Below are 14,223 nucleotides of genomic sequence, written 5' to 3' on the forward strand. Positions count from 1 at the left end.
CCCGTTTAAAAGATCCGTTTTTTCACAGTAATAAAATCTCACAAACTCTGTAACTTATTTTAAGTTTTCAAATTAATATAAACAATATATAATTTAGATCAAAACAATCTCTTTTTGAGATAGATGGGTGTGAAGTGCAAAAATGGAGCTTCGTCAATTACGTTATTTTGTAGAAGTTGCTGACCGTGAACACGTGTCAGAAGCGGCTGAAAACTTACACGTTGCCCAATCTGCCATCAGCCGGCAGATTGCCAATTTAGAAGAAGAACTTGGAGTGGCTTTATTCGAACGAGAAGGACGAAATATCAAATTAACGAAAATCGGCAGACAATTTTTGGACCATGTCAGAACCGCCCTAAAAGCGATCGATTACGCCAAAGAACAAATTGATGAATACTTAGACCCTCACAAAGGGACAGTGAACATTGGATTTCCTACAAGTCTAGCAAGCCAAGTGCTCCCTTCTGTCATTTCCGCATTTAAGCTGGAATATCCAGAGGTCGATTTTTTACTTCGGCAAGGTTCCTATAAGTTTCTGATTGAAGCTGTCAAAAATCGAGACATTGATCTTGCCTTTTTAGGACCCGTCCCGACAAACGATCCTCAAATAGAAGGAAATATCTTGTTTTCCGAAAGCATTTATGCCCTTTTGCCAATTAGTCACCCCTTTAGCGGGCAAAGAAGTATTCATTTAAGTGATTTGAGAAAAGACCATTTCGTTTTGTTTCCTGAAGGATATGTGCTGAGACAAATTGCGGTTGATGCCTGTAAGCAGGCTGGCTATGAGCCTACTATCTCATCTGAAGGAGAAGATTTGGATGCCATTAAAGGTCTCGTGTCAGCGGGTATGGGCGTTACCTTATTACCCGAAAGTGCCTTTTATGAAACAACACCGCGATTTACAGTGAAAATTCCCATTGATTTCCCTCAAGTGAGAAGAACGGTCGGAATTATTGCGTCTAAATCGAGAGAGATGTCTCCTTCAGCCCATGATTTTTATATGTTTGTAAAAGACTTCTTTTCAAAAATTGAACAATATAAATAATTCACTAAAACAAGACATTTCATTTGTAGAAATAATCCCTCTTTGTATATGATGAGTTACAGAACAACAGACTATATGGAAGAAAGGTAATCGTATGAAATCAATTTTATCGTTTTTAAAGCCCTATCGGCTATCCGTTGTGTCCATTGTGGTTCTCACCTTTTTAAGCAGTATGCTCCAGCTGTATTTACCGACGCTTACAGCAGATATCGTTGATGTCGGGATCGTCCAAGGAGATGTCGCTTATATATGGAAGGTTGGGGGCTGGATGGTGGCTTGTTCTTTACTTGCCATCTTGCTCACGATTTGGAAGTCCTACTTGTCATCTAAGACAGCTCTAGGCTTCGGGCGTGATATGAGAAGACAGCTGTTTGTGCATGTCGAACAATTCTCATTAGAAGAATTTCAAAAAATCGGGACATCTTCCTTTATTACAAGATCAACAAATGATGTGAAACAAGTTCAAGATGTCACGATCATGATCTTACAAATGATGACACGGGCGCCTCTTATGCTCGTTGGTGGAATTATTTTGGCTGTATCTAGAGATGCTGTGTTATCTCTCATCTTTTTAGCAGCTCTCCCCCTTCTTGGCGGGTTCATTTATTTGGTGTCAAGAAAAGCGATCCCCCTCTTTGGCCAGCTTCAGAAAAAAACGGACCGGCTGAACTTGATTATGAGAGAGTCGCTTTCAGGCATTCGGGTCATTCGTGCGTTTAACCGAGTAGATGACGAAAAGGAACGTTTTCAAGAAGCCAATACATCGTATAAGGATACTGGCCTTAAGGTCAATCGATTAATGGCGTACTTGTTCCCTTTTATGCTCATTATCATGAACTTCACGAATATCGGTATTGTCTGGATTGGCGCTAATCGGATTGATGCCGGACAGATGGAAGTCGGGAATCTGATCGCCTTCATTCAATATGCGATGATGATTTTAATGGCACTCATTATGCTTTCTATGAGTTTTATTATGGTGCCTAGAGCTCAGGCATCAGCTAAACGGATGAATGAAGTGTTAAATCTAGAACCAAGAATTAAAGACAAAAAAGAGGCTGTCACTAAACTTGATCAGCCAGCCCAGTCCATTCGCTTTGAGAATGTGTCATTTTATTATTCAAATGCTGAAAAACCAGCCGTTCAAGACATGACGTTTGAAGCCAAAAAGGGTGAAACGACGGCGATCATTGGCAGTACAGGTTCCGGGAAAACGACCCTTCTTCAGCTGATGACACGTTTTTATGAAGCAACAGAAGGAAAAATTATATTAGATGGTGTCGATATTAGAGAATTGCCTCAAGAGAAACTGAGAAGTCAGATGGGTTATGTTTCTCAAAAAGCCATTTTATTTAGCGGAACCATTGCTGATAATGTGCGCTTTGGCAAACGAGATGCTACAGATGACGAGATTTGGCAGGCACTGCGGACAGCACAGGCCGAAGAATTTGTTTTGCAAAAAGATGGCGGAATTCACGCAGAGATAGACCAAGGGGGTTCGAATCTCTCTGGCGGTCAAAAACAACGTCTTTCGATTGCAAGAGCACTCGTAAGAAAACCTGCATTCTACCTGTTTGACGATAGCTTCTCTGCCCTTGATTACAAAACGGATGCAAAACTTCGGTCAGCGCTAGAAGCTGAAAAAGAGCATGCTGCTTTGATTATTGTGGCTCAAAGAATCAGCACAGTGAAGCATAGCGATAAAATCATTGTGTTAGATGATGGAAAAATAGCAGGTATCGGTACACATGAACAGTTACTGAAAGATAACCTTGTCTATCAAGAGATAGTCGCATCACAGGAAGGTCAGGAGGTGGAGCAAGGATGAGTAAAAAAATGTCTTCTGGAATGGGACATAAAGGCGGTCACCCAAGGGGCCCAGTACAAAAACCGAAGGAATTTAAAAAAACACTTCTTCGTTTAACGGGCTATTTAAAACCGAGGAAATTTCAGCTGATCATTGTCCTGATTGCAGCGATCGGTTCAACCGTTTTTAATGTTGTCAGTCCAAAATTACTTGGGGATGCCACCTCTTCCCTATTTGAAAGTTTTACACAAGGAACTGGCGTTCAATTCGATGTCATTTCACGCATTTTATTGCTGCTTGTTCTATTATATGTCGTGGCTTCTCTCTTCTCATTCGTGCAGCAATATGTGATGGCTGGTGTCTCGCAGCAGACCATTGCTGAACTAAGACAAGAAGCGAGTGACAAACTTACACGTCTCCCTCTTCGTTATTTTGATAAAACAACACATGGAGACACGCTGAGCCGGGTGATGAACGACATTGATAATATTAATACTTCTTTACAGCAGGCACTCACACAAGTGATCACATCTGTCATTACAGTCATTGGAATTGTCGTCATGATGCTTTTCATCAGTCCGCTACTGACGCTGCTTGTTTGTTTGACGCTGCCTCTCAGTTTGTTTGCGATTCGAGGCATTACATCATTTTCGCAAAAGCATTTTAAAGCACAGCAAAAAGAACTAGGGATGATCAATGGACATATTAATGAAATGTTCACAGGACATCAGACGGTTCGTGCGTATGGCTATGAAAAGAAAGCCATTGATACATTTGATCAATTAAACGAACAACTATATGAATCTTCAAGAAAAGCACAATTTATCTCCGGCTTAATGATGCCGATGATGACCTTTATTGGGAATCTTGGCTATGTGGCGGTAAGTGTTGCTGGCGGAATTCTTGTCATTAACGGGAATATTCGTGTTGGGGATGTGCAAGCATTTATCCAATACACACAACAAATGTCGCAGCCGCTTGTGCAAGCATCCAGTGTTGCAAACTTAGTTCAATCTGCTATCGCTTCTGCTGAACGGGTGTTTGAAATTCTGGATGAGGAAGAAGAACATGCGGAAGAAGATGCAGCGATTGATCTTAAATCCCTTTCCGGAGATGTGGCCTTTGAGCACGTGCACTTCGGTTATGAGAAAGATCAACCCATTATTAAAGATTTGAATTTACATGTCCGAGAAGGACAAACGGTTGCCATTGTTGGGCCAACAGGCGCTGGAAAAACAACGATTATTAATCTGTTAATGCGCTTTTACGAGCTAGATCAAGGCTCCATTCGCATTGGCGGCGTAAAAACAACCGACCTCAGCCGAGAGCAAGTGCGTGACTTATTTGCGATGGTTCTTCAGGATACATGGCTCTTTGAAGGCACAATTTATGACAACATCGCATATGGCAGACCGAATGTTTCAAAAGAGGATGTGTTGAAGGCCGCTAAACATGCCTATGCAGATGATTTCATCCGTACCCTTCCAGATGGATATGACACACTCTTAACAGAAGATGCCGGCAACCTCTCGCAAGGTCAGCGTCAACTGTTAACCATCGCCCGTGCCATCTTATCTGATCCGAAGATATTAATCTTAGATGAAGCAACAAGCAGTGTCGATACACGGACAGAGATGCATATTCAAAAAGCGATGAATGAATTAATGAACGGCAGAACAAGCTTCGTTATTGCACATCGACTTTCAACGATTAAAGATGCCGATCTCATTTTAGTTATGAAAGATGGCACGATCATTGAAAAAGGAACTCATCGTGAGCTTTTGAAAGAAAAAGGCTTTTATGCAGACCTCTATATGAGTCAATTTGCCGAAAACCAAGTCGGTTAAACAGCACCAAAAAGGATAGACAGCATGTAAAAATGCCTGTCTATCCTTTTTGTGATGCCTTAAGCTTCCCGTTTTCTGACTTTCACACTAAGTTTCGTCATGTAATCCGCTTCATTTTTAGACATCAGAGAATGAAGTAAATACTCCTCAAAGACATCTCCATCCAGTATCATATCCTCTGCTTCGATGTGATCTAATAAACGTGAATAGGCAGTCTCCATCTCTTCATATGTTCCTTGTTGATACATGACTGCATATAGACCCGCAGGCTTTTTGACTGCATCCGGCCCTTCCATTCGGCAAAACAGCCTATCAGACTGATGATAATGACGCTGCAAAAACTGCTCCTTGTTTAAAACAGAACCATTTGCCGCGGCACCTTTAATACCAATCCCTTTCAGAAATTCTCCTACAATTCGAGAAATTTCTTCTATAGGTGTGTTTGAATCAATTGGGTTTGATGTACTGAGGACGATCGGTTCTTCTGGCAGTTCTTGAAACAAGACCTCCCCTGTTTTCACTGATGATAATTCATTCGTTGTCTCGATCACACGAAAAAGAAAAGATTGAATATCCTGTAGTTTTTGGATCTCCTCCCCGACCTTTTTTGCTTGCTCAACCGCAAGGCTTTGCAATTTCTCCTGAGAAGGCTCAGTAAAGTATTGTTTTAATTGTTTGATCGGAAATTGAACAGCACGAAGGGATTGAATGGCCATGAAATGATCAAACTGTTCAAATGTATAATAACGGTACCCATTTTCCTGAACACCTGCCGGCTTAAACAAATCGATTTTATCATAATAGAGCAGTGTATCTTTTTTCACTTCAAATAATGACGCAAATTCTCCAGTTAAAAATGTTTTTTGACCATCGCTCATCATTTTTAGGGCTCCTTTCTTGACTATGGAGTTACTCCATCCTTTATGATAACATGCATAAACACCACGTATGTGGAGAAAGGATTTACACATGAACAAAATCGCACAAGATCAAGTCACATTATCACTTGCAAATCAAGAAGACTTCCCTTTGATGAAAAAGGAACTGCAAGATGCTTTCACAGCTGGCATCATTGATGCATTTGGCGATGCAGAAGGTGGACCAATTCCTCCTGATGAGTCGATTGATGAATCTTTTTATTCGACAGAGAACCTTGTCTATCATATTTTACTAAATGGTCAAAAGGCAGGAGGGGTTGTCTTAAAAATCAACCCGCATACACACCGCAATTCGGTGGATCTATTATATATCTCTTCATCATCTCATAGCCGCGGCATTGGTCAGGCAGCATGGAAAGCCATTGAGGCGCAATATCCAGAAACGAAGGTGTGGGAAGTTGTCACTCCTTATTTTGAAAAGCGCAACATTCATTTTTATGTGAACAAATGCGGGTTTCAGATTGTTGAGTTTTATCACTTACACCATCCAGATCCGAGCTTCCCTCATGAGAAGAATCAAGAAAATGACCCTTTAGCGCCTGAGACATTTGAATTTTTCAAATTTGAGAAAGTCATGAAAAAAGACCGTTCAAGTTCATAAAAAAACTAGATTGTTGACAAAGGGCTAAAATGGACTTCATTTTAGCCCTTTGTCTTCTTTTTCAAGAGTTGTCAGTGCTTCAGCATCGTTTCCATGTCGTTCCCCTTTTTTCTCTCTTCTTTTCTCATACACTAAAAAAACACTACCCCAAGTTAGAAAGGTAGTGTTCGTTACATTCATTCTAGCTTCTAATCTGACCATCACCAGATAGAAGCAGCTTTGTTGTTGTCAGTGCAGGAAGTCCCATTGGCCCTCTTGCGTGCAGCTTTTGAGTAGAAATGCCAATTTCAGCGCCATATCCTAGTGCACCGCCATCTGTAAAACGTGTAGATGCGTTATGATAAACAGCAGCCGCATCGACTTCGTTTAGAAAGATTTGTGCGTTTTTTTCATCCTCTGTTACGATGGCTTCTGAATGTTTGGTTCCGTACTGATCAATGTGGTGAATGGCGCCCTCAATTGAGTCAACGACTTTCACCGCAAGATCAAGACTTAAATACTCATCTGTCCAATCCACTTCCTCCGCAGGAACCGCTTCGGAAAAGAAGGATTGAGCGTCTTGATCCCCGTGCACAGTGACTTGGTGCTGAAGCAGTGCTTCATTCAATGCTGCACCATTTTCTTTCAGCCAATCGCGATGAACGATCAGAGTCTCAAGCGCATTACAAACGGCCGGACGATTTGTTTTCGCATTGATGACAATCTGAATGGCTTTTTCTACATTCGCTGTTTGATCAATAAAGATATGGCAGTTCCCTGTCCCTGTTTCAAGAACTGGAATGGTCGATTCTTCTACAACGGTTTTGATTAAAGAAGCCCCGCCTCTCGGAATTAAAACATCGATCCATTCTTTTAGATGAAACATCGCTTGAACCGATGAACGGTCTGTTTGTTCAATAAACTGTACCGCATCACGAGGGATCTTTGTTTGATCCAATGCCTCATGAATGACGCGGACGATGGCTTTGTTGGAAGAAATAGCGGAGGAACCGCCTTTTAAAATCACTGAGTTGCCTGCCTTGAGGGCAAGCCCTGCTGCATCGACAGTGACATTCGGTCTCGCTTCATAGATCATCCCGATCACGCCGAGCGGTACTCTTCGGCTTTTCACATGTAAGCCGTTCTCAAGAGTCCATTCATCCAATATTTCTCCAACAGGATCTGTTAATCTCGTCACAAGCCGCAAACTTTCCGCAAACTCATGAATTCTCTCTTCATTTAACATTAATCGATCCATTAATGCTTCAGAGAAGCCCTTTTCTTTTCCTGCCTCTAAATCCTTTTGATTTTCCTGTAAAATAAAATTACTTTGCTGTTCGAGTGTTTCTGCTATTTTCAGCAACGCCTCATTTTTTTCCTCTGTTTGAAGTAAACCTAGTTTTTTTGATACGTGCTTTGCTTTTTTCGCTTTTTCTTTGACCGATGTGACAACTTCAGCTGTCAGTGTCATGAAATTCCTCCCTTATAATTAGCAAACTGGTATTGATAAATCTAAATGACAAACAAATGCTTCAAGATCTACGACATGCACCACTTCATCCTGTAGCAAGTCACCGTTCAGTGCGAGTTCGTCGGACGCATAATTGACAATGCCAAGCCCTATCTCTCTTTCATCTTGATCTAAAATACGGACAACATCGCCTTTTTTAAACGAACCCTTTACATTGACTATGCCGTCAGAATCCAGACTTTTCTCACGATGCATGAGAAGCTCCTGTGTTTTCTCTTGAACAACGATTTCGCCTTTTGGGCCAGAATGAAAAGCAATCCACTGTTTTTTATAATTCAGCGGCGCTAAATTTTCGTCAGCTGTAAAATAAGTGCCGTCCTCTGTCCCATTAATGGCTTTGTCTAAAATGTGAGGCGTATCGGCTTTTCCCAAAAAGCCATTGATGCCTGAGGCCATTGAAATTTTAAAAGCGTCGAGTTTTGATTTCATTCCGCCTGTGCCAACGCTGCTTCCCGCATCTCCAGCGGCTGCTTCGATGTCTTCTGTGATTTCTGTGACTTCTAGAATTCTCTTCGCATTCGGATTTGTATGAGGGTTATCTTCATACAAGCCGTCAATATCAGATAAAATAGCGAGGAAATCCGCATCAATCAGTCCAGCTACTTTTGCAGACAATGTATCATTGTCTCCAAACTTCAACCGATTGATCGTCACTGTATCATTTTCATTAATAATCGGGATGATCCCTCGATCTAATAACACATTCATTGTATTTCGCACATTTTGATAGCGCGTTTCATCTGAAAAATCGCTTCTTGTAATTAATAGCTGTGAAGCAATATAACCGTGCGATAAAAATAAAGTAGAATATGATTCCATTAAAAGCCCTTGCCCTATTGAGGCAGACGCCTGTTTTTCTGGCAGTGTTTTCGGTCTATCAATAAATCCTAATTTTCGGTAACCAGCTGCAACCGCACCAGATGAGACCAAAATGACTTCGTGTCCTTCATCTTTGAGTTTTACAATTTGATTGACGAGGTTTTCTAGTTTTTTTAAACTAATCTCACCTTGAAAGCTAGTAAGAGAGCTGCTTCCGATTTTCACAACAATTCGTTTTCTCTCTTTCTCTGCGTACACCTTATCACTCCTGTATTGAGGCTCTATTTATATCGTTACTTTTTGTTTTTGCTGTTCACTTATTTCTTTTGATCGATTGGCAGCATGTTTGACAGCCTGTTTGATGGCTTCTCCTCCGCCAAAATCATCTAATGCATCTAGTCCTGCAGCAGTTGTTCCATTAGGTGACGTAATTTTTTCTCTGAGGACAGAAGGATTTTCAGCTGTTTCTTGCAGCATCTTCGCTGCACCGAGAAGTGTCTGTGTACCGATTTGACGGGACATTTCTTTTGATAAGCCAGCTTCTTCTCCAGCTTCTTCGATTCTTTCCATTAAGAAATAAAAATAAGCTGGACCGCTTCCGGCAATTCCTGTGAAAATATCCATTTGTTCTTCCTGAATGGTATACACTTCTCCCATTTCAGATAAAAGAGCCCGACTCATGCTTACATGTTCATTTTTCACATCACGTCCAGCAGATAAAGCGGTCGCCGACGCCCCAATCGTACTTGACGTATTTGGCATTACTCGCATAACAGGCTGCCCTTCATGCAGCATGTCTTCAATATACGATGATTTCACACCTGCAAGCACAGACAGGATGAGCTGATCTTTCTGAATATGAGGTTTTAATGATTCAAGTGCTGTTTCAGCATCCTTTGGCTTCATTGCCAGGATCAACATATCCATCTCTTCAAAAGGAAATGAATCCATTGTGGCTGTTTGGATTCCGTAGCGTTTCGTTAGTTCGTTTAATCGCTGCTTATTTTGCTTGTTTGTTGCGTAAATTTGGCTGAGCGGCATCTGACCTGATCGCACAATACCTGCAATCATTCCTTCCGCCATAGAACCTGCTCCAATGAAAGCAACTTTCTTTTGATCAATGATATTGATCCTCTCCCTTGTTCGCTTTTTGTTCGTGTTTTTCGCACGTTAGTTATCGTAACATGATGAGAAATCGTGTCAAGAAAGAGCCAGCACTTTTCAAAAGTCCCGAATGCACGCTGAACAGCTTGCGGTATGTATGTTAGCCGTGTTTTTTTAAATCATCAATTTAGATCAAAAGAACTATACAGATTTGAATCATAGTACCCTTTCGTTCGACTGAATTCACCATTTTATTTTTGGTTTCGGTGACTTCAATTCTAGTTTTTAGAAAGCGTTATCATTTTTGATGACTTTCTATTTTCCTATAGGATGAATGTGTTTGAATCTTTCGATTAGACTATTGACATATTTTAGAAAACATGTCCGTTGAAATGCGTTTTTCGTGGTGATACCGTGAAAGGGAAATCAAGTGAAAAAGGAGCGTTCATAATGAAAGTAAAAGAAAATTACGTCAATGTCATCCCAATGAAAGAAATCCGATCTACTGATGACCTTCTTTTCCCATTCCCTATCTACAATGAATTACGATCGCAGGGTGATATTCGATACGATGAAACGAGAAAGTGCTGGGATCTCTTTCGATATGCTGATATTCAGTCCGTTCTGAAGCAGCCAAAAGTGTTTTCATCACAGCGAGGAAGAAGTACATCTAAAACGAGTATTTTAACAATGGACCCACCAAAACATACCAAAATGAGAGCACTCGTCAATAAAGCCTTCACGCCAAAAGCGATCAAACAAATAGAAGAAAAGATCAAAGACTTGACCCATGATCTATTACATCAAGTAAAGGATCAACGGACCTTCGATATTGTCCAAGATCTTGCCGCTCCCCTACCTGTCATGATCATCGCCGAGCTTCTCGGGGCAGAAGTGAAAGACAGAGAGCTGATCAAAAAACATTCAGATGCTCTAGTTGCAGGAGCCAAAGATGATTCAAAAGAAGCTGTTCAAGCCGTTGTCGACATGCAAAAACAAGCAGAAAAAGAGCTGTCAGCGTACTTTGCTCATTTGATCCAAAAACGAAAAGAAACGCCAGCCGATGATTTAATCTCCCTTCTCATCCAAGCGGAAATTGACGGTGAGCGTTTATCAGAAAATGAACTACTTGGCTTTTGTATACTCTTACTCGTTGCTGGTAATGAAACAACGACGAATTTAATTACAAATGCCGTACGACTTTTAACAGAGCAGCCGCATATCGCCGAATCAGTGCGGCAAGACCTGTCTCTCATTCCTCAATTGACGGAGGAAACGCTACGCTATTATCCGCCTGTTCAAGCGATTGGGCGAGTTGCAGCAGAGGATGTTCAGATTGCCAGTTCTCACATTGAAAAAGGAGACTATCTCATCAGCTGGGTGGCATCTGCGAATCGTGATGAACGGAAGTTTGACGATCCAGATACGTTTCGTCTTGACAGAAAATCAAATCCGCATTTGAGCTTTGGCTTCGGCATCCATTTTTGTCTTGGTGCCCCTCTCGCCCGGCTTGAGGCTCATCTAGCACTTGAGATTTTACTCCGTACGTTTCGAGAAATCACCTGTGCGGCAGATCAGCTGAAACCAATTCAAAGCACGTTTGTGTTTGGGGTCAAAGAATTCCCTGTGCAGGTCACCCGTTTTTAAAAGTCCCTTTCATTAGGGGCTTTTTTTCATATGCTTATCCTTACCTTCCTCGTCTGAACATGCTAAAATAAAGTCCATATGTACAGTGATCACGGAATTCGGAAAGGAAGCTAAACGTATGACCGATTACACAGCAATGAAAGACGGAATATTCAAATCAGTTTGTTCGTTAGATTGCCCTGACCAGTGCGGTCTTTTAATACATAAAGAGAACGGAAAGATCGTTAAAGTTCAAGGAGATCCAGATCATCCAGTCACTCAAGGAAACATTTGCAATAAAGTGCGGAATGTCACAGCTCGTTTATATGATGAAAAACGTCTGACAACACCATTAAAACGTGTAGGTCAAAAAGGTGACCGGCAGTTTGCTCCAATTACGTGGGAAGAAGCGATTGAAACCATTCGTCAAAAATGGACAAAGCTGATCGAAGAAAAAGGACCAGAAAGCATTTTGCCTTACAGCTTCTATGGGAATATGGGGAATCTTAATGCAGAAGGAATGGACCGCCGCTTTTTCTATCGACTTGGCTCAAGTCAGCTAGACCGAACCATTTGTCAGTCAGCCGGAACAACTGGCTATAAATATACAATGGGCGCAAGCATCGGGACAGACCCAGAAGAAACCATTCATACGAAGCTATTTATCTTTTGGGGCATCAATGCAGTTTCAACCAATATGCATCAAATCACGTTGGCACAAAAAGCTCGAAAGCAAGGGGCTAAAATTGTCGTCATTGATGTGCACAAAAACCAAACGGGCCGGATGGCAGATTGGTTCATTCCGCTTCGCCCTGGCACTGACAGTGCGCTAGCTCTTGGGATCATGCATGTCCTTTTTAAAGAAGACCGCACAGATGCGTCATTTTTAGAGACTTACACGGTCGGTCACAATGAACTTCGCGAGCATGTGAAGCAGTACGATCCAGAAACAGTCGAACAGATCACGGGTGTCCCAAAAGAAGACATCATCACACTTGCGAGAATGTACGCAGAGACAACGCCGTCTCTCATTCGTATTGGCAATGGGCTACAGCATCACGATAATGGCGGTATGAGTATTCGAACCATCTCCTGCCTCCCTGCCCTCACCGGTCAATGGCTGCATAAAGGCGGCGGTGCGATGAAATCGAACTCTTCTTTTCTTAGTTATAATGAAATCGCTCTTCAGCGACCGGAATTATTAAAGGAACGCGAACCTAGAACATTTAATATGAATCAGCTGGGCAGCGTGCTAACGAACGCAGAACCTTCTATTGATTCTCTTTTTGTCTACTCTTGCAACCCGGCTGTTGTGACACCTGAAGCAAATAAAGTAAGAGACGGTTTGATGCGGGAAGACTTATTTACGGTTGTCCATGACTTGTTCATGACAGAGACAGCCTCTTATGCGGATATTGTTCTGCCAGCGACCTCTGCCTTTGAAAACGAGGATTTTTATACTTCTTACTGGCATCATTACATTCAAATTCAAGAACCTGTTATAGAACGTTATGGAGAAAGCAAATCAAACACAGAAGTGTTTCGTCTTTTGGCTCATGCGATGGGCTTTGAAGATGAAGCCTTTAAAGACACAGATGCGGAACTAATGGAACAAGCTCTTCATCATCCTGAAAATCCGCATTATGAAAACATTTCATATCAAGCGTTAAAAGAGAAAAAGTGGATCAAAGCAAAACGAGGGCCTTTCGAAGATTTAAAGCTCCCTACCCCAAGCGGGAAAATTGAGCTTTACTCTGAACAAATGAAAAAAGATGGATATCCAGCCCTTCCAACCTATGTACCTTTATTCAAGGAAAGTGATTATCCACTAACGTTTATACCGGGACCAAACCATAATTTTCTTAATTCCACCTTCTCTCTTCATGAGAAGCATCAAAAGCTAGAGAAATTTCCGAAGCTTCATATGAATGAACAAGATGCAAAAGAAAGACAGATTGAAGATGGGGACATGGTTCGTGTGCTGAATGATCGAGGAGAATGCGAGCTGATCGTGTCAGTCGGACAAAATGTGTTATCTGGCGTTGTTGTCAGCCAGGGATTATGGGCAGACCAAAAAGGCAAAAAACATTTGGTGAATGGCCTCACACCTGATCGCTTGGCAGATATGGGCGGCGGTGCGACGTTCTTTTCCGGCAGAGTCGAAGTTGAAAAATTATGATAGAAAAAGCCAGGAGTTTTGCTCCCGGCTCTTTTCTTTGACTTTTTTAGTTGCCAATAAACAGCTGATTGGTCATCACATTTGCACTTCCGCTGCTTTGGTAGCCTTCTACAGTAAATGCCGTTTCATACATTTTCCCCATTGGCATCCCTAAGCTTTCCCATTTTCTAAAATGCGCACTGACGGAGACCGTTCCGCTTGTACGTTTCGTTTGACGTACACTCCAATATTGCTTGAAGGTTGCGATCCCGATAATGGAAGGCTGATTGACACGGGTTGTTTCATAAATGTCATATGTGCCTCCATCAGCATAAAATGATCCTTTATACGCTCCTGTTGGACGATATGTGCCCCATGAATCAACAATGTAGTATTCTGCTAATGGAGATTGTGTCCAGCCATAGACACATAGATAGGAATTCCCGCCTGGGTTAAAACTTGCGTTGTAATTGATGGAGATGTTGCCAAGCTGATGGTGAGTTCTAGTGGAATCAAACTTTTTCCCTTTTCTAAATAAAGCATTTCCGATATTGTTCCAGCCTGCACTAAATGCCCCGCCGTTATTGAGTGTCATCGAGGTGTTTCCATAATCCTTCCATAATTCATAATCGTACCCGCTATGGTTACCCATTTCATTATTCGTAATGGTTCTCGCATGGGCTGGTACAGCCGTCAGTATAAGCGTCAGTCCAATACACATCACAAACAACAGTCTTAATTTTCTCAAATTCATCGTCCATTCCTCTC

General features: G+C 41.7%; 11 protein-coding genes. 6 read left to right on the forward strand and 5 right to left on the reverse strand.

Features of this window, described 5'->3' with window-relative positions; genetic code table 11:
- Nucleotides 1-142: 142 nt before the first annotated feature.
- The 3 genes from V7L95_RS16150 to V7L95_RS16160 all read left to right on the forward strand — a co-directional run bounded on the left by V7L95_RS16150 (nucleotide 143) and on the right by V7L95_RS16160 (nucleotide 4,699).
- A complete protein-coding gene (locus V7L95_RS16150; RefSeq protein WP_024718330.1) occupies nucleotides 143-1,045 on the forward strand; it encodes a LysR family transcriptional regulator in 903 nt (300 codons plus the stop codon).
- Nucleotides 1,046-1,139: 94 nt separating this feature from the next.
- Nucleotides 1,140-2,873: an ABC transporter ATP-binding protein gene (locus V7L95_RS16155; RefSeq protein ID WP_340967315.1), complete on the forward strand. Its 1,734-nt coding sequence runs from the start codon at nucleotides 1,140-1,142 to the stop codon at nucleotides 2,871-2,873.
- Complete coding sequence (locus V7L95_RS16160) at nucleotides 2,870-4,699, forward strand: ABC transporter ATP-binding protein (protein WP_210552072.1); 1,830 nt, start codon at nucleotides 2,870-2,872, stop codon at nucleotides 4,697-4,699. The genes V7L95_RS16155 and V7L95_RS16160 overlap by 4 nt, the downstream gene beginning before the upstream one ends.
- A gap of 59 nt (nucleotides 4,700-4,758) precedes the next feature.
- Here V7L95_RS16160 and V7L95_RS16165 read toward each other — a convergent pair whose 3' ends face one another.
- Nucleotides 4,759-5,580: a MerR family transcriptional regulator gene (locus tag V7L95_RS16165; protein ID WP_340967319.1), complete on the reverse strand. Its 822-nt coding sequence runs from the start codon at nucleotides 5,578-5,580 to the stop codon at nucleotides 4,759-4,761.
- An 88-nt stretch (nucleotides 5,581-5,668) separates the two neighbouring features.
- On the opposite strand from V7L95_RS16165, the gene V7L95_RS16170 reads away from it, so the two are divergent.
- Nucleotides 5,669-6,238 (forward strand): GNAT family N-acetyltransferase, encoded by a 570-nt coding sequence (locus tag V7L95_RS16170; RefSeq protein WP_008346575.1) that lies wholly within the window; start codon nucleotides 5,669-5,671, stop codon nucleotides 6,236-6,238.
- A gap of 181 nt (nucleotides 6,239-6,419) precedes the next feature.
- On the opposite strand, the gene V7L95_RS16175 is transcribed toward V7L95_RS16170, so the two are convergent.
- From V7L95_RS16175 to proC, 3 genes are read right to left on the reverse strand one after another with little or no spacing between them, the layout of a single operon-like run.
- Complete coding sequence (locus tag V7L95_RS16175; protein WP_017359465.1) at nucleotides 6,420-7,688, reverse strand: glutamate-5-semialdehyde dehydrogenase; 1,269 nt, start codon at nucleotides 7,686-7,688, stop codon at nucleotides 6,420-6,422.
- 18 nt (nucleotides 7,689-7,706) lie between these two features.
- On the reverse strand, nucleotides 7,707-8,825 hold the full coding sequence (gene proB / locus V7L95_RS16180; RefSeq protein ID WP_017359466.1) for a glutamate 5-kinase: 1,119 nt from the start codon (nucleotides 8,823-8,825) through the stop codon (nucleotides 7,707-7,709).
- A gap of 27 nt (nucleotides 8,826-8,852) precedes the next feature.
- Nucleotides 8,853-9,698, reverse strand: coding sequence for a pyrroline-5-carboxylate reductase (proC, locus tag V7L95_RS16185; RefSeq protein WP_080563247.1), 846 nt, complete (start codon nucleotides 9,696-9,698; stop codon nucleotides 8,853-8,855).
- 423 nt (nucleotides 9,699-10,121) lie between these two features.
- On the opposite strand from proC, the gene V7L95_RS16190 reads away from it, so the two are divergent.
- Nucleotides 10,122-11,318 carry a cytochrome P450 gene (locus tag V7L95_RS16190; RefSeq protein WP_206115496.1) on the forward strand — a complete coding sequence of 399 codons (1,197 nt, stop codon included), beginning with the start codon at nucleotides 10,122-10,124 and terminating at the stop codon, nucleotides 11,316-11,318.
- A gap of 118 nt (nucleotides 11,319-11,436) precedes the next feature.
- Nucleotides 11,437-13,476, forward strand: coding sequence for a molybdopterin oxidoreductase family protein (locus V7L95_RS16195; RefSeq protein WP_206115497.1), 2,040 nt, complete (start codon nucleotides 11,437-11,439; stop codon nucleotides 13,474-13,476).
- A 46-nt stretch (nucleotides 13,477-13,522) separates the two neighbouring features.
- Here V7L95_RS16195 and V7L95_RS16200 read toward each other — a convergent pair whose 3' ends face one another.
- A complete protein-coding gene (locus V7L95_RS16200; RefSeq protein ID WP_007500674.1) occupies nucleotides 13,523-14,209 on the reverse strand; it encodes a glycoside hydrolase family 11 protein in 687 nt (228 codons plus the stop codon).
- Between the last annotated feature and the right edge of the window lie 14 nt (nucleotides 14,210-14,223).

The sequence above is a fragment of the Bacillus sp. PPSBB_11 genome (assembly GCF_038023285.1).
In the GTDB taxonomy this organism is placed as follows: Bacteria; Bacillota; Bacilli; order Bacillales; family Bacillaceae; genus Bacillus; species Bacillus altitudinis.